Here is a 24,682-nt window from a genome sequence, read left to right on the forward strand (position 1 = left end):
GCTGTATAATGCAGCCTGTTTTATATATTTTAGCCGACGACTTAGCTTAGATGAAGTTACCCCACCTGAAGCTAAGTCTACTTTATTGGATTATCGTGACTTGGCGTACACCAGGTGTTCCAGGATAAGGGCTGATGAGATACCGACAACAAAACCATTAGTCAATAAAGGCTTCAAAAACGGCGGCAGGGAGGCGGCCAGATTGCCTGGCAGAAAAGCGGCCAGGATGCCGAACATCAGGGCTACTCCGACTATTAACCCTGTTTCAAACGCAGCGCCGGTATCCAGTGATTTGCCTAACAGCATCAGGCCGGTGGCCGCCTGTAAACACATTGTATAGAAAAGAAGACTGCCTGTTACAACAGACGGCATATAAGCAAACAAGACAATGATTCCCGGAATAAACGCCACAATCAGCATGCCGCCTGCCGCCACGGCCAGCGGCAGGCGGGAGGCGCAGCCTGTAGCAATAATAATTCCACTGCTGAAGGAATAATTTACCGGACCGATAACTCCCAGACATCCAGCCAGGACATTACCCAAACCGGTAAGCAGCAATCCGGCGCTGCTGCGTTTTTCGGTGTCTTCCACCTGCAGCAGTTCGCCGGTACTCTGGATGGAGCCTAAGTCATTGGCGGTCAGGGCCAGGAAGCATAATAAAAAAGAAATAAATACAACCGGGTCAAAATGAAACGCGCTAACAGCCAATTGCCATTCGCCGGCCGTCTGCACAGGCTGAACCGTCTGCGGCCACACACCCGCAACCAGGCCATGGTATGCCAGACTGCCTAAAGCAAGGGCCCATACAATCATGGTGGATTTTGCAGTTCCAGGCAGTACACGCTGGCCTAACAGCAATAAGGCAATCATAATGAATGCAAATACCAGGTGAGTAAACGGGTGGTCCGCTCCACGCGTAATCAGATTAAGAATGGTAGGTATCATGGTAAAAGGAATGAGTAGTAACACGATACCGACAATCCGGGTGGTGAAAAGCAGACTGACCCGCCTGAGCAGTTTTAATGCGCTCAAACCGGCAAGCAGCAGCCCGCATAAGGCAATGGAAAAATAGGCTGAACCAATGGCGGCCTCCCCCTGGTTAGCCGTGATAGCGCTCAGGAGTACAGCGGCCGGGCCAACAATAATCGGCAAACGGTGCCCCCAGACAACCTGGACTGCCAACGTCAGCCCTGTGGCCAGAAATACTTTTCGCAAATACATTAACTGTAAGGCCGGCGAGTCGGCATACTCGTGAACGCCAACCACAGTACCGAGAATAACGACAAAGGGGACTATGACCAGAAGCCATTGGAGACCATAAGTCACTAAAGCCGTTATCGGCACTTTTTGCTCGGGTGAGTACTTAAAATGCAGCTTCTCCATGTGTCATCGCTTCCTTTGAGCACAAGCGGCCGCCGGTAATTCCGGCAGCCGCTTGAAAATTAATCAGATATAAATAAGTGCAAAACCCATTCCGCCTTCTGTTCTTTACATTACTTCCGCTGCTCCAGCATGGCTGCCGTCGCCGCAATTTCCTGGCACTTGGCTGTGACCTCCTGGACAGTCGCGGAGATGCTGGTAATTTCGTTATTCACAGTATCCATTTTAGTTTCCAGGTCATCGGAAATAGTAATAATTTTCGCGATCTGGCCTCTGATATCGGCCTCACTATTTTTAGTTGACGTCACTGCCGTTTTCGATCTGTCCGCCAGTATTCTCACTTCGTTGGCCACTACGGCAAAACCTCTACCCAGTTCACCGGCACGGGCCGCTTCAATGGTCGCGTTGAGCGACAACAGATTAGTTTGACCGGCAATGCCGACAATTTCGTCGGAAGCTTGCGAGAAATCCCGCAGCTTTGCTTCGACCTCCCCTACACTTTCCCTGAGTTCAATAGCTGTCTTTAATATATAATGAACTTCCTCACTTATTTTCTCAATACTCTTGGCGTTCTCACCGCTGCCAAGCGATACTTCAGTGATGGCCTCGGTAATATCCTTGACCCGGGCATGCAACATCTCAGCCGTCTGTTCCCGTTCATCCGCAAGCGTTCTAACCTGGGTAAGCATGTCCTGCACTTCGTTATTGGATTTGGCCAGCAGTGATTTTTCGGCCTCCACCTCTTTACGGTTATAGTCGATACAGTTTTCGACATGATTAATGCCTTGCGCCACCGCAGCGGCAAAGTCCCGGCAGTTGCCAAACCCGCAGGCGAAACAGTTGACACTGCGGGAAGCTTCACTGGTCTTATGTAACTTGGCGAAAATCGATTCCAATTCAAGCTGGGAAGTGTTCTGCACCGCTACCGACTTGTCCTCATAGCGACGCACAAAGTCATCAAGACGTAATTCCTTGTCGAACTGCTCGAATAAGGCATAGGTTTGCTTAAACAACTTTTTCTTGCTCTGCTTTTTTATTTTCTCCTGTTTTAAAGAATTCATTCGATAATCGATGTCATCGATAGCTACATCCTTGCTCGTTCCTGTGCCGATATTACAGCCACACAGACAGTTTAGAATATCCACTAGCAGCGGGATTGGTTTGCCAGCCCGGACCCGTTTGGCATACTCATCCAAATAGTGATACACATGTCCGGGTCCCTCTATTTGACGGATCCAGGCATTCTGTGTGTGAAATTCAACATTTTCCCTAAGGCCGCCCGGACGGCTGAAGGTCAAACCCAAGCCGCAGCCGGCGTCATCAAAGTCGGTCTCCGGGAAACCGGCAAGACTTACCCCATTTGACTGTAGGTATTGCGCCAGTTTGGCGTAGGTAATATTATAATGCACCAGCCCGGCAGTATCCTGCTCGTTGATTTCATCAATTTTACCAATACAGGGTGATAAAAATGCCAGTTTGTCATTTACATTCTCGTATTTTCTCAGATAAACGGCAGTACACATCAGGGGACTATGGATAGGCGCCAGGTTATTTATGAGTTCCGGCCGGAATTTTTGCACATAGTTGACAATGGCCGGGCAGGGTTGGGCAATGACTGAGTTAAGCTGCTGTTCCTGTATGGCTTTAAGATATGCCCAGGTCGTAATGTCCGCACCAAACGAGACGTCATAAACCAGCTTAACACCCAGAGACTTTAAGTAACCAAACAACCGTTTATAATTGTCAAAGTTAAAACGGATGGCCGGCGCGGCAAGCACCGAAATCTTAACGCCTTGCTTAAGATCGGCAAAGAACCGTTCGGTATCGTCGGCAAAATCGCGGGCTTTGTGATCGCAGACTTCCAGACATTCGCCGCAGTGAATACAGCGTGTTTGGTCAACTTTGACCTTGTTTTCTCCGTTGAGCTCATACGCAATGTTGGCTTTTGTCGGGCACTTGGCAATACACTTGTTGCAACCTGCACACAACTCTTCCTGTGTTAAGAGCACATCCTTACTCATAATAATCACCTGCGAGCTTGTTATTTTTTTCACTGCTTACTATATTATTTATTATATTAAAGTATGCACACTGGCAAGTCAAACCATAATTTTACATTCAATAACAAATTAACCTAATTTTACAATATTTCTGATAAACATGTATGAATTTTCTACACAACTTGCCATCCCTAGTTTAGATCAAATCCGTAAATCAACCAATTATATCAAGGATTATGCATAATTTTAGCGAATAAACATATTGAGGTGTTTTTTTGTGAATCTGACCGATCTAATTACCTCAGTAGTGCAGCTATTAGAAAACCTCGGGGCCATGGCCCTAGTGCTGCTGTTGTTTCTACACCACTGTCCGGCAGCGGTAAGCCACCATAAATATGAGGCTAATGCACGGGGTTTTTTGCTTTTCGCCCTGCTTGGACTGATTTCGCTCATCCCTGTACTGGAAATACCAAGTTTTACGCCTAACCTAAGCATGGTTCCCGTTATTCTGACTTCGGTGTATGTTGGTTTGCCGGAGGCTGCCCTAGTCGGTTTGCTTACGAGTACCGCTCTGCTGGTTGTCGGTGGATATGACTGGATTCCCTGGGCAGCGGCAACACCCTGCTGGGGCCTGATTGCCGCCTTTATGCGCAACATATTTTACGATTACCGTCCTAGCTGGCGACTGGGAATGGCGACACTTGTCAACTGCCTATTCTCCCTGAACATATACATATTAGCCAATTCTTTTTATGCAGGTGCAACTTTCAGCCTTTTTAGCAAACCAAACGCTTTATTTAATTTTTTTATACCTTTAACCGTTGCCAGCGTGGCAGGCGCTACATTGCTAAACTGGCTAATTGTTTATTTTCAGCAAGGGCTGGACGCCCAAAAAAAGCTCCTGCAGGCCGAGGCCAGATACCGCCGGATTGTAGACAGCTCACTAGTTGGCATTTATACCATTCAGGGCAATAAGCTAACCTATGTTAACCGGGGTTTTTCCGTCATTACCAACCGCTCCGGGGACCAGCTCAGCACTATTGAAAACATTTACGACCACGTTCATCCTGATGACCGGGAACTGGTCCGGGAAAATATCCGCAAACGGGTAACCCGAGAACAGGAACAAATAAAATATGAAATGCGTCTATGTGTTGCCGGCGCCATCCGCCATGTTGAGGTGCATGGCAGTTATATTGACTTAGAGGAAGAATCGTCTGTAATCGGCACAATGATTGACATCACTGACCGCAAGCAGGCCGAACTGGAGCTGGCCCGAAGCGAAGCCCGGCTGCGCGCTATTATTGCTGCCGTCCCTGACATGGTCACTGTTATTGACAAAAACGGTATCCTCTGCGAAGTGTTGTCCACAAACGAAATGTCCCCCCTGTCTGCCGCTCACCGTACCACCAACAATATCAACGAACTCTTCGAACAGTGCTCATCCGAAGAATTGCTGCAGCAAATCCGGGATGTCCTCAAATTACAAACAGTTCGCACTTTCGAGCACCGGAATGCCGGTCAGAGTGTTCTCGAAATTCGTCTGTCTCCTATCAATGCCAGTGAAGTTGTCGCCATCGTCAGAGATATCACGGCCCGCAAACAAACCGAAGAAAACTACCGTCTGACAATGGAGAGATATCAGTCCCTCTTTAACAGCAGTAACGATGCTATTTTTGTATTGCCTGTTACGCAGGATAGACAAGCCACTTTCTTAGAGGTAAATGACAACGCCTGTAAACGGCTGGGTTATAGCCGGGACGAACTGCTGCAGATGTTTATATTTGATATAACCGAATGGCCGGACCAAGAAATGGCTAAGCGAAGCTGGCAGCAGATCACTCAGTCAGGACATGACCTCATTGAAGTCACCCATATCGCCAAGGATGGAACGCGCATTCCTGTAGAAATTAATTCTCATTTATTTAAGTTATGGGGTACCCCCCGGATCATCGCTGTTGCCAGAGATATATCCGAGCGGCGACAGGTAGAAACAGCATTGCGCGAAAGCGAGGAACGCTTCCGTTATCTGGCCAACCATATTCCCATCCTGTTATGGATGGATGACCAGGATGGAAACTGCATTTTTGTCAATAAGCAATGGCAGGAGTATACCGGTAAACTTTGGCGGAGCGGCACAAGCATCGACTGTACAGCGTTTATCCACCCCAAAGACCGGCAATTGGTCAAATATGCCCTGGAAAAAGCCCGCGGCTGGCGGGAAAAGTTCAGTTATGAATACCGTTTGCTTAGTACTGATGGTGAATACCGCTGGGTTCAGGCCATTGGCATCCCCTGGTATAACCCGGATGAATCCTTTGCCGGCTTCATTGGCTGCTGCCTGGATGTACATGATAAAAAACTTACTGACCGGGTTTTAAAACATTCGTATAAGCGCCTGGAAAAAAGTGTTGAGGAACAATCCCGGCAACTGGCTAATGCCAACGCCACATTAGCGCAGGAAATATTCGTCAGAAGAGCTGTGGAAAAGCGCTACCGGCAGTTATTCGACAGTGTCCAGGATGCCATCTTTGTTTGGAAAATTACCTCTCAGGGGTTGCCCGGCAAAATTATTGAAGTAAATGATGTGGCCTGCCGGCGGCTTGGCTATACCCGTGAAGATCTGCTGTCGCTTTCCATGCTGGAGACCATGTCCCAGCAAAGCCGGATAACAACTGCCATCCGTATGGAAAAACTGGTAGCGTCACGGCAGACCATTTTTGAACTTGAACAACTTGACAAGCACGGTAACACAACCCCCTCTGAAGTCAATGCCCATCTGTTCGCCCTCAACGGGGAACTTGTCGGTCTATGTATTGCACGGGACATATCAGACCGGAAACAGGCCGAGAGTGAACTCCTGGCCGCCCGCATCCGCATTAGTAAAACGGAAAAACTCGCTTTCCTGGGTAATATGGCAGCCGGTATTGCCCATGAGATTAATCAGCCGCTAAATTCCATCAAGGTGACGGCTGACAGTATATTAATGTGGGCCAAAGAAGGTCAGACTTATAATTGGGAAGAATTTCTCGACGACATACAAACAATTTCCGATCAGTCGGCCAGAATCGCCAATATAATCAAATATATCCGCGACTTGATCCGCAGCAATCAGCAAGCCAACAGCCAAGTCTTCAGCCTTACCAAGGCCATAGCCAATGCCACCCACATGCTGCAGTCACAGTTGGATGCCGCCGGTGTCACTCTGTCGCTCAAGCTCTTGGATGACCCGCTGGAAATTTGCGGTTCGCTTGCCCATATGGAACATGTTTTGCTCAACCTGATTACTAATGCGTTAGACGCCCTGGTAAGTTTACAACAACTGCAACGGGAAATAGAAATTGAAACTCTATTGGAGGACCGGATTATCGTAAAAATTTCCGATAATGGTCCGGGAATCTCAGAAGCTGTTAAGCAACGGATGTTTACCCCGTTTTTTACCACCAAAAGCACAGGCATGGGGCTTGGCCTGGCAATTGTTAAGTCGGTAATAACATCCCACAACGGTCAGATCACGGTAGACAACAATGATCGCGGGGGAGCAACCTTCCGTCTTGAGTTTCCGCTAATTGAGGACGGCGTTAAGGAGGATCATGCCAGTTGAATATCTTATTAGTAGATGATGACCTGGGCAGCCGGACACCGGTAAGCAAATTTTTACGCAGGCAAGGGCACCAGGTTACCGAGTGCCGCAATGGCAAGGAGGCGCTTACAGTATTCCTGGAAGGCAGTTTTCCCATGATTTTGACCGACATCAAAATGCCGGCCATGACAGGAATTGAATTACTCAAACATATTAAAGACCTGCCCTGCGGCGCCTATACCGATATTGTGCTTTTTACCGGCCATGGGTCCATGGAATCAGCCATTGAAGCCTTGCGCATGGGCGCTTTCGATTACATATTAAAACCAATAAATATCCAGGAGTTATCTATCATCATCGAGAAGGTGGCCGAGCATCAGGGCTTACTGCGGGAAAACCGGCGCTTAACCGACCATTTTGATCAGGAAGTGCAAGCCGCTACCCAGGAAACGACCAAGGAAAACTCCCGCCTGCGGCTGCTGGCAGCTAAGGCCGAGGGACTTGGTGAAATCGGGCTATTCGGCTCCGTGATGGAAAATGTATATAAACAGGCGATAATGTATCACCACGACAGGTCGATTCCGGTGCTGATCCTGGGAGAAACAGGCACCGGCAAGGAAATGATCGCCAAACTCATTCATTACGCCGATTTTGAAGAAGCCACTCCGTTTGTAGATATTAACTGCGCGGCGCTGACGCCTTCCTTATTTGAAAGCGAGCTATTTGGCTATGAGGCAGGTTCTTTCACCGGCAGCCTGGCCAAGGGGCAAAAAGGCAAACTGGATCTCGCTAAAGGGGGCACTTTATTTCTGGATGAAATTGGTGAGATGCCCCTGGAAATGCAGGCCAAACTTCTCCGGGTACTGCAGGAAAAGGAGTACTACCGGGTGGGCGGTCTGAAAAAGATCAAGTCTGATGTCCGGATTATCTGCGCTACCAATATCAATTTGGTTAAGGCCGTAGAAGAAGGCAGCTTTCGCCGGGACTTATATTACCGTCTCAATGTGGGGCAGATATTTCTGCCGCCCCTGCGTGAGCGTGGCGACTCCATTGTGCCGCTTGCCGAAATCTTTCTTCATCGTTTCGCAGCACAAAAAAGTAAAAAATTCAAGCGTATCAGTCCAGTCGCCGCCAAAGTATTGGTTAGTCACTCCTGGCCCGGCAATGTCCGGGAATTGCAGAATATCATTGAATGGTCTATTTTTATGTTTGACGACATTGAACTCAAGGCAGAGCACCTTAATATCAATGCCAATACCGGTACGGTGCCGCCAACTGTACAAACAGGCTTACTCCTGCCGGAGGCTCCGATCGCTCTGCCTGCCGAAGGCTTTAACCTTGATGAATACGTCGACCGGATTATCTGCGCCGCGCTGGAAATACATAAAGGCAATAAATCGGCTGCAGCCGCTTATTTAGGATTATCCCGCCGTTCGCTCTCCTACCGGGCGGAAAAATTAACGCACGAATAGCAATTATGCCGTCTAGTAACGAAGTGTATTAGAGTGTCTTTGTAAAAAGGCACTCTTTTTCTGCCTGAACATACTTAAATTAAAGGCAAACCTGACAATCGAAGACCATGGAACAGGTTTTAGCGATAATGTGCTTAATTAAAATAAGGCGAGGAGGTGGAAAGATAAGGAGTAGGTAAATGGAAAGACGATTAATTGAAGCTGTCAGGCAAATACTTTTTGAAGTTAGCAAACTCACAGCCGACGACTTACTGCTAAGCGGGATGATAAAACCGGAAGATCTTCCAAAAGTTAAAGGAAGTCTACAAAAAAGTGCGGAGCATGTTTTAAATAATGCTCTATTCTTTATAGAACCCGTAAAAAAAACTAAATAAGTAATAAGTAAATAGTTTTCCACCTTCTCGCGCTACACGCCCAGTGGGAAAAGGCGGAAACTTACTTTCCTATTCCTCAGCGAATTGATTGTTTACCAGAATCTAATACTTCAAAGCAAAAAGATTCCAGTGATTGGAATCTTTTTACCCCTGAACAGCAATTATTCATCTATTTTCATATTATTAGGAAACTTTATTAAGAACGAGGTTCCTGTCTTGCCGGACATAGCACTTATAGCTGCGTTATGTCGCTGTGCTATGCGGTAACACACCGCTAATCCCAGTCCGGTTCCGTTCTCCTTAGTTGTAAAGAAAGGAGTGCCCAGTTTATTTTGAATTTCCGGGGGTATGCCTTTACCTGTATCTGAAACTTCCAGTATCGTTTCATTCTTACACATATATGTCTTAATACATACCATTCCGTTCTGCTCCATTGCTTCAAAAGCATTACGTACAAGATTAAGAATAAGCTGACGTATTTCTCTTTCGTCCAGCATTACTAAAGGAATGGGTTCCAGTTTAACCTGAATATTATGGCCTAATCGAAAAGCATCGGCCTGGATAAGCGGAAAGATGGTGTTAATTACGGCTTGCAGGTCGGTAGCTATTAGATCAAAACTTTTATTTTTCGCAAGACTCAAAAACTCGGTAATAATTGTGTTGGCCCGGTCCAACTCCTCGATCATAATGCCCAAATCCTCATGGTAGTCGGCAAACTGTTTTTTTCGTTGGAATAATTGCAAGTATCCCCGAACAGTACTCATGGGGTTTCGCACTTCATGACCGATACTTGCGGCAATTTCCCCTACCAAGTTCAAGGAGGCATACCGGGCTAATTCTTCATCAAGTTGTTTTTTCGCAGTAATATCTGTTATTACATTTATAATGCAAGGCTTACCGCCGATCTCAATTTTTTCGGCCGATAAAAGCCCAACTTTTACAGCACCGCCATAACGGTATTTTAGCTCGTAGTTTGCTATAGAACCTTTTGCGAAGATTAGTTTTCTAACCTCTGCCCGTTGCGTCATATCGGCAAACAAATTGAATTCATTAATTGAACGGCCGATTATTTCTTCACGTTTTAAACCGCTAGCCTTGGCAAATGCATCATTTACGTCAATATAACGTGCTTCTTCCTCAAGGGATGTCAGCATCATAAGGTTGGGATTAAGGTTAAATGCTTTTAAGAATCTTTCTTTAGCCTGCAGTAATTCCTCGTTGATCTTTTTCTCCTCATCAATGTCACGAAAGAAAACAGACAACCCGCCATCCTGATTGGGGTAAATATTTAAGCCAATCCATTTTTTATTAATAATACTTTGCATTTCGAAATACAGGGGTTGTTGCTCAAGGATAACCTGCTTGTACATCTGCTGAGGCAGGTTGGCATCCGGCAGACATGTCCATATATCCATACCTGTGGGATCATATCCAAAGAATTTTTTTGTTTCTTTATTACAATAAGTGAATATCATATTTTTATCGAGACAATAAAATGCGTCCTGTATACTGTTCAAAATATCTTCAAGATATTTTTTTTGCTCTTCTATTTGCTCCGCTTTGCTTTTTAAATCTGTTCGTAATTCTATCACGGTTTCCAACACGGGTTTTAATTCGGGAAATATCCGAACTCCTGTTTCGATGTCGGCACCGTTCCTTATCTGTATGGATAGTTGCGAAAGTGTAGCAGATAGCGATAGAAATAGCTTACGTAAAATGGCGGTAATAGCAAGCCAAAGCAGTAAATAAATAAGCAAGTTTCGTAACCAGGATTGCCAGTAAGCATTTTCAATATCGGCCAGCCTGGTGCTAACCCCTATATGGCCGTACACTGCGCCGTTATATGTTAATGGATAGCTTACTGATAGACTGCTTGCTCCCCAGATCGGCGAATAATCATTAATGGCCGTAACCATTTTCATTTGAGTGTAAACCGCTTTCCCGGCTTTTGTAGGTACTAACTGAAAGTCGGCGGGAGCAGCGATGATCTGCTCATAATCGCCAAAGCCCATGAGATAGCCGGGAAACTGTTTTGCCGCATCATCGATGATTGGCTGCAGTTTTTTTCTTAAAATGGCGCGTTTTTCATCCGGCTTCAGTGGTTCGTCAGTTTCTTCCTCAATTAACTGGGAATAGGGTTTAGGCAACTTTTGCTCCAGCATTACTGCGATTTGGATAAGAGTGCGCTCTTGCTCTGCATAAACGGATTGTTTGGTCTTGATTGCATCGTAATAGCCAAAATATAAAAAAGTTAGCGTAATAATTCCCATAATTGCAATATAAAGCTTCATAGGTAAGGCTAGTCGGGAAACGTGCATACAAATACTCCTTAACATACTAAATCCGTTACTAGTAAAATTCAACCAGTCGCTAAAGTAATTTCGCTACTGCTAAGATATATTATTTCATATCCAATATTTACAATTTTACTTCGTTTTACGTTTTTAATATCCTGCCTATATCAATAAGTTATTTAATTTAACTCAATAAACGTATTATGTAATATTCGTGAGATACACACTTACACTCGTTTATTATAAAATAGACTTAGCTTCAGAGGGGGTTTTAGCCCCACCTGAAATTTAGTCGCCCTTATCCAGGAACTTAGCCGCACTTATCTCCCGCTTATAGAAGCAGGAGTCTTAGTGCGGGTTAGTTGCAGGATAAATACACAATCCAGACAGGAACTGCCTAATATAAAGCCGAATACTATTTATATTGGGACATAAAGGTTGGTGTAGTATGGATCTTACAATAAAAGACGTTTTACAATTATTTAAAGAACAAGCCATGTTATTGTCAGCCGGTTCTGCCGGGATGAATAATCCTGTTAAATCTGTGAACATCATGGATGCACCAGATATCGGTGATTGGGCTAAAGCCGGAGATCTAATTTTAACAACAGCCTATACAATTAAAGATGACATTAATTTGCAGGAACAGTTAATCCGAGCTCTTCATGCCCGCGGATGCGCTGGTCTAGGCATTAAAACCAAGCGGTTCCTGCAGGAAATCCCCTCAACAATACAGACACTGGCAAATGAACTGGGATTCCCGCTCCTAGAACTTCCTCTGAGCCTTTCATTTGCAGAAATTATAAATCCAATCATTTGCAGTATTGCCAGCCGTCAGTCCTATTTGCTCCAGCGTTCGAATGAAATCCATAAAACATTAACCGATGTCGCCATTAACGGCGGCGGATTAAATGCCATTGTGACTAATTTAGGTAAACTCACACAGTGTCCGGCTGGATGTTTCGACATAAACGGACAGCTAATTAATCACTGGCTGCCTGATAACTTGCCGGGATATGATTCAAATACGATACATGCACTGGAACATTTGCTGCTTACCCCAGAAATCCCCAACAATATCTTACAAAAGAAGTTATCCCGAACCAAAAATCCTTATACGCACACAATAACAATTGAAGGGGCAAGCTACCAGAGTATATCTTGTGCCATTATGTCCAGCAACGAATTTTTCGGCCACATCACGATAATCCAGCCTGACAACAATTTCACAGACATTAAGCTAGTAGCGTTGGAACATGCCTGCACAGTAGCTGCTTTAGATTTTTTAAAGCAGAAGGCTATTGCGGAAAACCGAAAGCTGCACTCCCGCGATATGCTTGAATATATATTATTTGGTAATCCCAAGGAGCAAAACACTGCTGATATTATCACTAACTCCAAACTCGCGCAAGCGAAAAGATACAAATGTCTGGTTATTGAAACGGAAACAACAGCAACCGAAGTCAATTGGCCTATACTTTCAGCCCAACTGTGCAAAATCTCCCAACAAATCATTGCCGAAACATTTCCACTATCACTCATATCCGAACGTGCCGGCAAAATTATCGCTTTGATAGCAGCCATGTGCAACTTCAACACCGAACAAGACTTATATAATAAACTGCATCAAGCCCTCGACAAAAGTTTCGAGAACCTTACCGTATCTATTGGTATTGGTACTCAGGAATCTGATATTATGTCTGCGCGGCGAAGTTTTCATGTTGCTTTAACTTCCTTAAATATTGGTCGTGCGACAAAGGGAGCCGGACACATTGTTCAGCCTTATGAAATTGCTTGTTATCACATCTTATCTGACCCTGAAGCGACAGTAGTCTTGTCCAAAATATGCCAGCCGATTATCGCTAAACTGGAACAGCTGGATAAGAACACGGAATCGGAATTTCTAAAAACACTTGAAAGATATTTGGAATCTGACAAAAACCTCACTGAAACAGCCAAAGAATTATACATTCACCGCAACACCCTGTCTAACAGGCTTGATCGCATCGTTGACTTAACCGGATTAGATTTAGAAAATAGAGAACTGCTTTTCTGTTTGCGCTTAGCTCTCAGACAACGCAAAATATTACCTATGGTCCACACCTGATAGCAATCATGTTCCTTTAATCTCCATAAAGATAAAAAGTGGCTAAAATCATAAAGATTTTCAGCCACTTTTTTATGCAATATTTCGCAGGATTTAAACCGGCATCGTCTAAGACAGTATCTATTATTTATATTTAGAAAAGCTACAGAAAATTAGGCCGGATACATATAGTAAAGATTTGGCGGCCAGTTACACTGACCGCCAGCTGTTCTGCTCATTAAGAGCAGATTATCGTACCATTATCTTCATTGACTGCTTTGTACGCATTTTCCAAGGATGTAATAATGGCTTCCCGGCCTGGCCTGGATTCAACGAACTTGATCGCTGCCTCGACTTTCGGCAGCATAGATCCCGGGGCAAAGTGCCCTTCTGCAATATATCTTTTGGCTTCAGCAACAGTAATACGTTCCAGCCATTTTTGCTCCGGTTTGCCAAAGTTGATGGCAACGCGGGGAACCGCAGTCAAAATAATGAAGGTATCTGCACTGATAACATCAGCTAATTTGGCAGCCGCTTTATCCTTATCAATTACTGCGTCAACACTGTGAAGCATTCCGTTTTCGCGATATACAGGAATTCCCCCGCCGCCACAGGCAATAACAACATCTCCGTTTTCCATAAGGCAGCGTATCGTCCCTTTTTCCTTGATATCAACCGGCTCAGGTGATGGGACAACCCGTCTAAAGCCTCTCCCGGAATCCTCGACAAAGGTGTACCCTTTCGCCTGCTCAATCTCTTTGGCTGCTTCTTCCGAGTAGAATAAGCCAACCGGCTTAGTCGGGTGCCGGAAAGCCGGGTCGTTTTGGTCAACAATGACCTGCGTAATGGCTGTTGAAACATGTGTGGTCATTCCCTGCTCCAGGAATGTATTCTGCAAGGCATTTTGCAAATGGAACCCGATATATCCCTGACTCATGCCACAGCACTCGGCAAATGGCATGGAAGATACATTTGAATTTTGCTGGTAGGCAAGTTCAAAGGCTAGATTAATCATGCCTACTTGCGGTCCGTTACCATGAACAATAACGATTTTATAGCCATCTTTGACAAGACTTGCAATGTGATTGGCTGCGGCCAGGACGGCCTGTTTCTGTTCATCAGGAGTATTGCCCAGCGCATTGCCTCCTAAAGCGATAACCAGCTGTTTCTTCATTTATACTCACCTCTTTATGTTGCTTACTATGATGGGCAATCCAGTATAGTAACAGACCGTTGTCCGTACAGTTAAAATCAGAATTTTATCGTTTACAAAGTACTACAATGCATACTTGCCCATGCCAAATTAAAGTGTCACATCACGGTTACAGTCCTTGGAATAGACATAGGCGAAGTCTTCTTCGCGCCCCACGGCGTAACAGGCTTGCAGGCAATAGGCGCTCATAAAAATGTAGTCGCCTTTTTGCACAGGAATCCAGTCATTATCCAGATTGTACATACCTTGTCCATTCAGGCAGTAGGCGCCGTGTTCCTGAATATGGGTCTCAATATAGCCATGAGAGGCACCGGGTTTAAAGCTCAAGATATGAAAATTGCAGTCAAAAGCCAGGTCTTTGGGTAAAAAATCTTTGACTAAAACATCTTCCATACCTTCGTACTTTGTCCATTCCATGGCTTCCGTATTGCCGGTAACAACATATGGCTCATAGCCTTCCAGTCGTTTGTAAATACGTTTATACATGAAGGCTTTAGCTGCTTCACCGCTTTTATTCTGAAAATAAAGCTTGGTGCCGGGAGGACAATACACAAAGCCACCCTTTTTTATAGAATAAGACTGCTCCCCGGCTTTAACCTCCAGGTCGCCTTCAAGTAAATAAAACAGTGTTTCGACGCCTTCCTCACCGAAGCCAAGCTCATTCTTGCCATCGGCGTGAATGGTAACGAGATAATCGACAAAGCTTGCCCCCAGCTTGGGTGAACCAAGAATTGTGAGATCACAGTTCTCAAAACCCGGAATGACATTTTTGACCAAACCATCCGGGTCGAGCAATACATAGTTCTCTTTCTTAACCACTGACCGATTAATTAACAGATCTTTTCTATAGCCGACAACATTATTAAGATAACTCATATCTTAACCCCCTTAACTGCATTTTTTTGGCCCTTGCATTTTGACACATAGAAGACAATTGCATCCTATTTATACTAGCCTTAGTTGGGTTCCTCACACTGCTCCTTCCCTTGATTTATTAGAAATTTTAAGCCTAAGAAAAAACCAAACAGGGTATCATTGCCTGAAGTATGACCGAATGACCGTACTTCGTTTATAGTTTTTTCTATTGCATTCTTTTCCGGATCGTCTAACAGCTTTACCAGCCGTATAAAATGCTCACTTGCATACCCTGCTAACAATGCATCGATATAGGCCACACTGATCAAGGTGGTTTTATCAACGGTGATTTCCATTGCCAGCGCTTTCCGCCAAATATTGAATTGGCCAAACAGCATAAGCGCCAGGGTGAATCCTATGAGAATGTCATCTCCGCTAGGTGTCAGTCCTTTACCTCTGCCGGCAAAAAAACCGATAATCAGCGTATTCGTATTCATATCTGCTCTGTCGGAGTACAATAATAGCTCTACATACTTGCCGGTTTTTTCGTCCAGATCGAGTCCTATATACTTCTTAAAGTCAATTGTTTCTAAATAGTTATATAGCCGGCTATAAGGCAGCTCGTTCACGCTGCATTTAGTTGCGGGGAGTTTTAAATCTACTTCTTCCAGATCTTTATAGCAAATATTTATTGCTCCATAACCGCTATAAAGAATTAACTTATTCCCTTTGTTTACAACCAAATCCCCGATTCTTACAGAATTAAGCACATGCTTCAGTTTCTCTGCCTCGATATTCAGTCCAAATGCAGCTAATGGAGTTCCGCGGCGGCCAACATAAATCAAAGAATCATTAATTTGAATATTGAGCCCGTTGTTAAACTTACTGTGAATGTTGCCTACGCTATAATTTTTTAGATAGAGAGGCAATAGATTGCTCATTGCCTCTCTATCTATTAGTTCAGTCCTACTCAACTTCTATCCCCAGTTTTTTCGCGTAGGCAATGACTGCTTTTTCAAAGCAAGCCAGCGGCGCGCGCACCGTCCCGGCTCCGATCTGGCCTACGCCCGCGTTTTTATGCGCTATTCCCGTATTGATGAGCGGTGTAATACCGGTTTCAACTACTTTTCTAGCGTCGATACCAAGGCAGGCTCCCTTGAAATCCCAGGTTGGAATGCTCCAGTTCGAGTTATTGGCAATACAGATTTTATCCATTTCATTGGAGACTTTCAGGGCATCATGGAAACCGCCCGCACCTACAAATCTAGTAACACCGGGAGCTGCGACCATTGCCATGGCGCCAACTCCCACTGTTTCTGTGATGGCGCTGTCGCCAATATCCGGATTGGCATCCTCTTCCGAATAGCCTGTGAAGTACAGTCCGTTTGGCGTGTTAACCGGCGCTGTGAACCATTCGTCACCCATTCCGCTTATTCTTACGCCAAAATTCTGTCCATTTCTGGCCATTGTTGTAACTACCGTACCGCTTGTAACCTTACGCGCACAATCCACGATAGATTTCCCCGCCGCCATCATGACGTTTAAAAAAAATTGATCGGTATCTGCCAGGAACTTTATTACACTGTATTTTTCTTTTTGGTCAATATCGAGTTCCGTAATTAACGGGGTAATTTCTTTCAGGAAGATAAGGGAAGCAGCTATATTTCTTTGATGGAATTCATCACCCATGGTAATGGCTTTGGCAATGAGCACGTTCAGGTTTAAGCCGCCTTCTTTGCGCTTCAACGCTTGCGATAGCACCGGTCCTAAAGAATCCCGCATCCAGCGTAATCTGGTTAAAACTTCTTCAGAATAAGCGCCGAATCTAAGCACTTTGCCGATACCTTCATTCATTATACAATAGGCAATGGAACCATCCAGTTTATTTTCCACTACCATAACCGGCATGTTGCCTGAGGTAATCCCGCCCATAGGACCTACTGCGTTCACATGATGACAGGGTGAGAATTTTACTCCGCCCTTTTCCAGCAGTTCTCTGGCGCTGTTTTCATCCTGTGCCCAGCCTTCGAATAATACCGCACCGATACAAGACCCTTGCATTGGGCCTGTCATATTTTTGTATTCGATAGGCGGTCCGGCGTGCAGCAGCACTTTATTATTCAAGATTTCGATTACTGATTTCGCAGGCACTACGTCGATCAGGAAAGGCTGTGAGCTCTTCATCCTATCAATAACTTCATTGTTGGCTGTTTCAATTTCTGCAATTTTGGCCAGAGCGTTTAGTATCTTGATCAGTCTTTTATCGCCGCCAGCCGCCGGTTTCCAGTCATATTGCACCGCACTGCCGCCATATGTCAGAATAGATTCTGTGAAGCTGGCAAGACCAATATTTACAATACGGGGTTTGGAGTTTAAGAGGTCAATTACACTGTCACTGACCTCAGGCAGCGCTTTCTTTGCCACCTGTTTTTCTACTACGTATTTATCTGCTTCTTTGAAATCTATACCCTTTAGTTTCAGGGCAAGCCTTACTGTCTTTGCGTTACTTTCTTCGACCAATACACCGCATTCTTTGAGGGTTTTTATCGCTGCCTGGTAGTTTTGCGGGTCATGTTCCGTTCCGCAAACAGTAGCTACAAAATACAGTTCCCGTCCATTTTCTTTGGCCGTTTGTATTGCTTTCTTGATCGCACCGGCTAAGGCCCCGGCCATATCAGGATGCGAACCGTAGCCCAATACGCAGTCAAGCAGGATAACTCCGGTGTTTTCGTCCTTGGCATATTCTCTTATCTTATTAATTCTAACTTCGGGATCGATCATGGGATGCGGTTTACCCTGCGTGTAGATGTCATCTCCCAGATCCATTATTTCGTATCCCTTGGCATTAAGGAGATACCCCTCTTGTTTGATCAATTTACCGAGTCCCAAAGCCTCGGTAATAAGCATGGCCGCTTCGGCGCCAAGCGTACCGCCGGAATACAGTCCCTTTACTGTTTTTTCCGGCGCCAGCGGCGTCTTTATCTCGTAGTTTATTTCTTCTATATAGTTAGGCTTAACCGTTCTGTTCTTGGCAAGGTCTACCGCAATCTTCGCAGTTTCTTCGAGCGTATGCGCCAAATATACATTGCCCTCGTGGTGATCCGGCTTTTCGCCGAGGAATATGGCAACCACCGGTTTCGAGAGACTATGCAGCAGTTCTACGATTTCATCCCGGACTTTTGGGGCCGGCGGTTTTGATATTACTACAATTACATCGGTAGGTTCGTGCAGTTCAAGTCCCAGTATGGCATCCCGAACGGTAATCGCATTGACCGCTTCGTTTAGATCGCGACCGCCTGTCCCGATTGCGTGTACAACGCCGCCGCCAAGCCTGTCGATAATAGTAGTAACTTCCTGTATGCCTGTTCCGGAGGCTCCGACTATGCCGATATTGCCGGGTTTTACAACATTTGTAAACGCAATGGGGATGCTGGAAATAATTCCGGTGCCGCAGTCAGGTCCCATCAGCAACAGTCCCTTTTCATGCGCTTTCTTCTTAAGCCTTACTTCATCTTCCAGCGAGATGTTATCAGTGAAGGAAAACACATTCAAGCCTTTATCCAGCGCTTTTTCAATCTCGTCGGCAGCATATTCCCCGGGAATGGAAAACAGCGCCAAGTTTGCATCAGGCATTTCTTCTAATGCCGCGTCTAGGCTGGTTACATTTTCAATGCCTGTGCTCTTGGTTTTAACAGCCAAATCATTTAAGAACTTATCCGCTTCACTAAGAACCGTTTCAATAATCTGTTTATCTGCAGTCTCGACTACGATTACCATATCGCTTGGGGCTGCACTTTCCGCCTCAGCGGTAAGAAGTCCGCCATTTTTAAGGATGTCTTTATTGGCGGCAGTCCCCATCATGATTGAACATTTTGTTATACCGGCAATAGTATTAATTGAATTTGTAAGTAACATAAGATTAATAGAATCTTGATAACTATTTTTCTTAATTACCGTATATAGCATTTCCAAATCCCCTTCGTTGTGCTAATATTTTGTTAAATAACTCATCGTCATTATATCATTTTTTTTTTGCATTATCATTGGTATAAAAATTATAAAAAAAGCGTTTTTTTTATACCCTGAGGATAAAGGAGTATTAAAGTGAATATCAAAGACATATTAAAAATGCATACACTTGATGGAGCAAGATTAATAGCCGGTGAAAACGGAATTTTAAACGAAATAACGGGGGTCAATGTACTTGAGGCAACTGATATCGCAAACTGGGGGCGTCATGGCGAAGTTATCCTTACCAGTTTCTTTGCCCTGCACAATTTGAGCGAGAGTGAGCTGGAAGCATTTTTCGAAAAACTCTACAACATCGGCATTAGTGCGATCATAATTAAAATCGACAGATTGGTTACTCATATACCAAATAAAATAATTGAGCTTTGTGATCAGCATGCCATCCCCTTAATTCAAATTAACAAGGATGTAAAATATGAATCCATAATTCTCGAAATATTAGGGCCAATAATCAATAAAAATATGAACCTGCTGAATAAGTACCACGAGGTTCATAGCGAGTTGACCAAGCTGGCGCTGAAAATGCCGTCAATGGACGAGATTCTGTTTGAATTTAAAAAAATGATGCTGCGTGATGTAAGCCTCATTAACTCTGCAAAGGGAACTGAAATCGGTACAAACCCGGAACTTACCGATGTGACAGTTCTGAGTACAAGTGAAGTTTTAACGGAGAAGTACGTTCATTTCAAATATGAGCGCAAAGATGTGATCTATAATGGCACTAATCCAAAAATAACCGGCCAGCAGATTAGAGTCCATATACCGCATCTCGGCTATGATGACTATGAACTGGTTATCCATGAACTGCCGGAACAGGTTAGTTCTGAAGATTTCATGGTAATAGAAAACGGCGTTAAGTTTTTACAAATGGAAGTATTGAAAAAGTATGTAATCTCGCAAAATCTATTTCAACAAAAAAATAACATTATCAGCGACTTACTCAATGATCGGCTTTACGAGGAAAAAGATACAGACGAGGTGCTGGAGTCTCTTACTATAAGCAAACATAAGTACTATCAAGTGTTGCTTATAAAGCTTTATCCGCGGGACGAAAAGAAAAATATAGACAAAGACCTTATGTCTCAGACACTAAGACAGATTAGGCTTACATTTAAAACCAGCTTTAAAGATATCGTTTTCCTGGAGAAATTGGATGTAGTAGTGTTCATACTTAATTTTAGCGATGATAAATCTGAGCTTACTCCGTCCTCTATCGAAAAAATAATGAATGCATTGGTTCAAAACAATGTGCTGAAAGATTTTTATTACAATGTGAGCATCAGCTCGATAGTGGAAAAGCTTAACATCCCCCAGGCAAACAGGGAAGTTTTGGACACAGAGAAGGTACTGCGGCTGTTCCACAATTCAAATAATATCTTGCCATACGAAGAGCTGGGAATTTACAAACTATTCCTGGATTCAAACAACCTGGGCGATCTTAAGAAGTTCATATCTCCCCGGCTAGCTAACTTCAGGCACCAGTATCCGCTGCTATTTGAGACTCTGCAAACTTTTCTCGACACAAATCAAAACTATATCCTCACCTCTGAAAAATTGTTTCTTCATCCTAAGACAGTAAGATATCGAATTGACAAGATAAAAAATGTGCTAAACGTAGATTTTGCGGACCCGGAGGAACTGCTTCAGATTCAAATAGCCGCCAGACTGTTTAAATTGATTGACGGGAGAAAAAATAGTGAATGAACCGGAAGTTTTCAGCTTAATTACAGAAGAAAATATAAAACTCTATGCAAACTTGCATAGAGCAAAAATTAATAGAAAAAATGTAACGATTATTTATTTTCACGGCGGCGGGCTGCTGTATGGTGTAAGAGACGACCTGCCGGAACTTTATATAAATACATTTTTGAACTCAGGCTATGATTTTTTAGCGTTAGATTATCCTTTAGCGCCGGAATCAAAGATGGATCAGATTTTAAAATCAGGCTCCGACATACTTTGCTTCTATTTACAAAATACTGATAGTATGTTTAAGTTAAAAAATCATAAATATGTGCTATTTGGCAGATCGGCTGGAGCCTATCTCTGTTTTATGCTTTGTGACCGGTTAATTAAAAGCCAAGCCCTGGCGCCAGCAGCAATCATAAGCCTTTACGGCTATACCAAGCTCAACGAAGCTCAATTTAACACACCAAGCAAGCATTATAAAAAGTTAGCGAGCATACCGAATGAAAGCATTGATAAAATTATCTCTGACAGCCCGGTAACCTATGGCCCGATGGATTCAAGATTTTCCCTCTATATACAGGCCAGACAGGAAGGAACATGGACAAAATACCTCTGTGGACCGGAGGATCCGTCGAAATACTCATTAACGGACGAAACACTTAAGTCCTTCCCGCCGGCAATTTTGGCAGCGGCGACATTAGATCCTGATGTGCCATATCGAATGAGCAAGTGTCTGCTTAAGCTAATTCCAAATTCACATTTGATAACCATCTACAGAGAAGTCCACGACTTTGACAGGGATCTAAACGATGAGTCAGGAAGATTAACGTATGAAGAAATAATAGAATGGCTGGAAGCTACAATATGACTTCTATTGCGGAACTTTTAAAAAACGCACCCTTTTCACAAATGACTGTTTTAAACCACTCTGCCGATTTGTCCCGCAAAGTGGACAGCGCCGACATCTCAGAGACTCCGGACATTACCAACTTTATCAAACCCCATTCTCTGCTAATAACAACCGGCATGGCCTTTAAAGATGATCCGGCCGGCTTCTGCCTGATGATCGAGGCTTTAAACCGTGTCCCTATTGCCGGAGTCTGCGTGAAACTGGGCCGTTTTATCGACGAGCTCGATCCTTCGATTCTCGCAACTGCCGATAAGCTCCGGTTCCCCCTGATTCAGGTTCCGGGTTCCTGGACACTGGGCATAACTTGCCACCAGCTCCTCTCCTACCTTTGGAACGTAGAAAACGAACAGTTGTTAAGCGCTTTGAAAGTCCAGCGTGTATATTCGCATATGCTAGTCAAGGATACCCCGCTTGCTATCATCCTTGCCCATCTTAGCCGAACAATCCGGCAGACCGTATTTTTAACAGACCCCTTTTTTGAGATAATCGACACCTCTCTGCCGCTGGGTAAGAAAACAATGGAAATGAAGCAGGCGTTGGCCGCTATAAAAGACAGCGATAAATTTAAAAACTCGCCTTCGGCAGCCATACCCTCTTCGCTCTATATTCAGGCCCCCCGTCCGTTTACCGCGTGGATCTTTCCCGTTTGGGCCGCCTCTGTCTATCCCCACTTGCTTATTGTGCTGGAAAAGGAAAAAATTCCTTATCCCTTTTCCTATCTTGTAATTGAGCAGACTGCCGCCGCTACCGCTTTTTCCCTTTATAAAAATCAGAAACTGAGAGAACTGCAGCGGAGAATGCGGGAGGATTTTTTGCGGCGTCTAACTCACAGCACCAGTAATGTTGACACCGCAGTTTTTCTGGAGCAGGGTATAAACCTTGGTTTAATTTCTTCCGATTATTACCGATTCTTAATTGTAGCAATCGATGAGTTAATGGCGGACAAAAATCCTACCCGGTCTGATCTGTATTCGCTTGTGTATGATTGGCTGGAACGCCATATTGAAATTTTAGGTAAAGATACTATTCTGTTCTCTTGCCAAAAAAGCGAAACAATAATGGTACTCCTACAAAGGCCTGTAGAGAACTTAGAAAACGCTATTGCTTTCATTAGAGATCAAATGACCACATATCTCTCTGTTTCAATTTCCTGTGCTGCAGGAAATCCGGTTAATACTCTCCAAGCTGTGGCATTCTCGCGAATTGAAGCCGAAGAAATTTATCATCAAAGCAGGACGGAGGGCAAGAAAGCATTTTTTCGCACCTATTATTCACAAGGGGTTTCCGAGCTTTTGCGCTTTGTCCCGCAGGAACATGCCCGCCACTTCTGTACCTGCGTGTTAAAATCTCTGGCTTATCCTGAGCAGGAAACTCAAGTAATCCTCCGGCAAACGTTGCAAACCTATTTAGATTGTCAGGGCGATATCGCGGAAACGGCCCGGGCCCTCTATATCCACCGCAACACGGTAAAATACCGGATCGCCAGATTAAATGAAATATTAGACACGCCACTCGCCAATCCGGATTGTTCTTTGCAGCTTCGGCTTGCTCTGCTGCTTTCCGAAGCATAGGGGACAGTATTTTGGCTTAGAAAAAACCCGCTTGCTGCCTCTCAAAACTTATACTCTCTGATATAGAAATAAAGCCCTGGAGCCTATAAGGAAAAACCTTTTTAGGCCCCGGGCTTTTTACGTAACATTCTCTCTAATCTAATGTGTCGGAAGCAAAAGCGCTTTTCCCCTCATAACGGTTGTAATGGATGTCATCGCTAACAAGATAATCATAGATTTCTTTTACAATCGGAATACCACTGCGTTCATATTCCTGAGCCTTCTTTTCTGAAGATTCACCCGGAACCAGCACACTGCCAAAACCAGCAGCCGGGCGCAGCTCATGCAGCTCATCCACCATGCTACGCACATTGGTCTTGAATGTTTCAAGCGATGCAAAGTATTCCGGATTTATTACCAGATGAACCTGTCCCAGTTCACGTCCGGCAGAAAGATCAGCATACATAGAAGTTACATGCTTGCCAAACGGGACTCCCAACAATGACCCACACAAAATATCGACCATCATCATCAAGCCATAGCCCTTGGGACCGGCTATAGCCACAAGGCCGTTAACAGCAAAGGGATCTGTAGTGGGATGTCCGGTCTTGTCTACCGCCCAGGTTTCAGGAATTGGCTTGTTTTTAGCTCTGGCATCCAGAATTTTTCCCCAGGCGCCTACTGTAGTAGCCATATCAAATATGATTGGCGAGCGGCCTGCACACGGGGCAGCAAAGCCGATAGGATTTGTTCCGAAGTAGGGATCAGCGGAACCATACGGCACAACCATTGGGTCGGATTGACACATAGACATTGCGATCATATTTTCATCGGTAGCCATTCTTAAGAAATAGGAAAGAGTGCCGCAATGACCAAGTTCGCGCATGCCGACAAAACCGATGCCGTTTTCTTTAGCCATTTTTATGGCTTCAGTCATACCGTTTTTGGCAACAACCATACCTACTGCGTTGTCTCCTTCGTAAATGCCTGTGCATGGTCCGGTTTTTCTGAAAGAGAAATTAGGCTTAACATTACTGCCGCCCTTGGATATCCGTTCAGAGTAATATTCCACCCGTACAGCTCCATGGGAATGTACGCCTCTGCTATCTGCATAAGTTAAGTGGTTGGCAACTTCCTGCGCATGATCCTCAGGCAAACCGGCCTTCACGACCTTATTCTTGATTAACTGATGCAATTCTTCTTTGTTTACTAAGACCATTTCCTGTTGACTCATAGTAAAGTACACC

15 protein-coding genes are annotated in these 24,682 nt (G+C 44.5%); 7 read left to right on the top strand and 8 right to left on the bottom strand.

The features are described from left to right. Positions 1-90: 90 nt before the first annotated feature. Together SATMO3_RS24510 and SATMO3_RS24515 are read right to left on the bottom strand one after the other, a co-directional pair. Entirely contained in the window at positions 91-1,383 is a 1,293-nt protein-coding gene (locus tag SATMO3_RS24510) for a uracil-xanthine permease family protein (RefSeq protein WP_371372598.1), read from the bottom strand. Positions 1,384-1,493: 110 nt separating this feature from the next. Continuing rightward, complete coding sequence (locus SATMO3_RS24515) at positions 1,494-3,401, bottom strand: [Fe-Fe] hydrogenase large subunit C-terminal domain-containing protein (RefSeq protein ID WP_371372600.1); 1,908 nt, start codon at positions 3,399-3,401, stop codon at positions 1,494-1,496. A gap of 256 nt (positions 3,402-3,657) precedes the next feature. Between SATMO3_RS24515 and SATMO3_RS24520 the strand changes: the two genes are divergently transcribed. The 3 genes from SATMO3_RS24520 to SATMO3_RS24530 all read left to right on the top strand — a co-directional run bounded on the left by SATMO3_RS24520 (position 3,658) and on the right by SATMO3_RS24530 (position 8,809). After that, the gene (locus SATMO3_RS24520; RefSeq protein ID WP_371372602.1) at positions 3,658-6,984 is read left to right on the top strand and encodes a PAS domain S-box protein; all 3,327 of its coding nucleotides are present in this window, start codon (positions 3,658-3,660) and stop codon (positions 6,982-6,984) included. Next, entirely contained in the window at positions 6,981-8,435 is a 1,455-nt protein-coding gene (locus SATMO3_RS24525; RefSeq protein WP_371372604.1) for a sigma-54-dependent transcriptional regulator, read from the top strand. Before SATMO3_RS24520 ends, SATMO3_RS24525 begins: the two co-directional genes overlap by 4 nt. 179 nt (positions 8,436-8,614) lie before the next feature. Continuing rightward, positions 8,615-8,809, top strand: a complete 195-nt coding sequence (locus SATMO3_RS24530) for a hypothetical protein (protein WP_371372606.1) — start codon at positions 8,615-8,617, stop codon at positions 8,807-8,809. Between the two features lie 161 nt (positions 8,810-8,970). Here SATMO3_RS24530 and SATMO3_RS24535 read toward each other — a convergent pair whose 3' ends face one another. Further along, positions 8,971-11,127 carry a PAS domain S-box protein gene (locus SATMO3_RS24535; protein WP_371372608.1) on the bottom strand — a complete coding sequence of 719 codons (2,157 nt, stop codon included), beginning with the start codon at positions 11,125-11,127 and terminating at the stop codon, positions 8,971-8,973. A gap of 424 nt (positions 11,128-11,551) precedes the next feature. On the opposite strand from SATMO3_RS24535, the gene SATMO3_RS24540 reads away from it, so the two are divergent. Then, a complete protein-coding gene (locus SATMO3_RS24540) occupies positions 11,552-13,210 on the top strand; it encodes a PucR family transcriptional regulator (RefSeq protein ID WP_371372610.1) in 1,659 nt (552 codons plus the stop codon). 217 nt (positions 13,211-13,427) lie between these two features. Here the strand turns inward: SATMO3_RS24540 and arcC are convergent, their stop codons facing one another. The 4 genes from arcC to fdrA all read right to left on the bottom strand — a co-directional run bounded on the left by arcC (position 13,428) and on the right by fdrA (position 19,223). Continuing rightward, the gene (arcC, locus tag SATMO3_RS24545) at positions 13,428-14,363 is read right to left on the bottom strand and encodes a carbamate kinase (protein ID WP_371372612.1); all 936 of its coding nucleotides are present in this window, start codon (positions 14,361-14,363) and stop codon (positions 13,428-13,430) included. A 129-nt stretch (positions 14,364-14,492) separates the two neighbouring features. Continuing rightward, positions 14,493-15,278 carry a (S)-ureidoglycine aminohydrolase gene (gene allE, locus SATMO3_RS24550; RefSeq protein WP_371372614.1) on the bottom strand — a complete coding sequence of 262 codons (786 nt, stop codon included), beginning with the start codon at positions 15,276-15,278 and terminating at the stop codon, positions 14,493-14,495. Between the two features lie 80 nt (positions 15,279-15,358). Then, on the bottom strand, positions 15,359-16,231 hold the full coding sequence (locus SATMO3_RS24555; RefSeq protein WP_371372616.1) for a DUF2877 domain-containing protein: 873 nt from the start codon (positions 16,229-16,231) through the stop codon (positions 15,359-15,361). Then, positions 16,224-19,223: an acyl-CoA synthetase FdrA gene (gene fdrA, locus SATMO3_RS24560; protein WP_371372618.1), complete on the bottom strand. Its 3,000-nt coding sequence runs from the start codon at positions 19,221-19,223 to the stop codon at positions 16,224-16,226. The genes SATMO3_RS24555 and fdrA overlap by 8 nt, the downstream gene beginning before the upstream one ends. A 138-nt stretch (positions 19,224-19,361) precedes the next feature. Between fdrA and SATMO3_RS24565 the strand changes: the two genes are divergently transcribed. The 3 genes from SATMO3_RS24565 to SATMO3_RS24575 are packed head-to-tail and all read left to right on the top strand — an operon-like array spanning position 19,362 to position 23,456. Next, positions 19,362-20,990 carry a PucR family transcriptional regulator gene (locus tag SATMO3_RS24565; protein WP_371372620.1) on the top strand — a complete coding sequence of 543 codons (1,629 nt, stop codon included), beginning with the start codon at positions 19,362-19,364 and terminating at the stop codon, positions 20,988-20,990. After that, the gene (locus SATMO3_RS24570; protein WP_371372622.1) at positions 20,983-21,843 is read left to right on the top strand and encodes an alpha/beta hydrolase; all 861 of its coding nucleotides are present in this window, start codon (positions 20,983-20,985) and stop codon (positions 21,841-21,843) included. Before SATMO3_RS24565 ends, SATMO3_RS24570 begins: the two co-directional genes overlap by 8 nt. Beyond that, complete coding sequence (locus SATMO3_RS24575) at positions 21,840-23,456, top strand: PucR family transcriptional regulator (protein ID WP_371372624.1); 1,617 nt, start codon at positions 21,840-21,842, stop codon at positions 23,454-23,456. Before SATMO3_RS24570 ends, SATMO3_RS24575 begins: the two co-directional genes overlap by 4 nt. A 133-nt stretch (positions 23,457-23,589) precedes the next feature. Here the strand turns inward: SATMO3_RS24575 and allD are convergent, their stop codons facing one another. After that, on the bottom strand, positions 23,590-24,669 hold the full coding sequence (allD, locus tag SATMO3_RS24580) for an ureidoglycolate dehydrogenase (protein WP_371372626.1): 1,080 nt from the start codon (positions 24,667-24,669) through the stop codon (positions 23,590-23,592). Between the last annotated feature and the right edge of the window lie 13 nt (positions 24,670-24,682).

Source organism: Sporomusa aerivorans (genome assembly GCF_041428895.1).
In the GTDB taxonomy this organism is placed as follows: Bacteria; Bacillota; Negativicutes; order Sporomusales; family Sporomusaceae; genus Sporomusa; species Sporomusa aerivorans.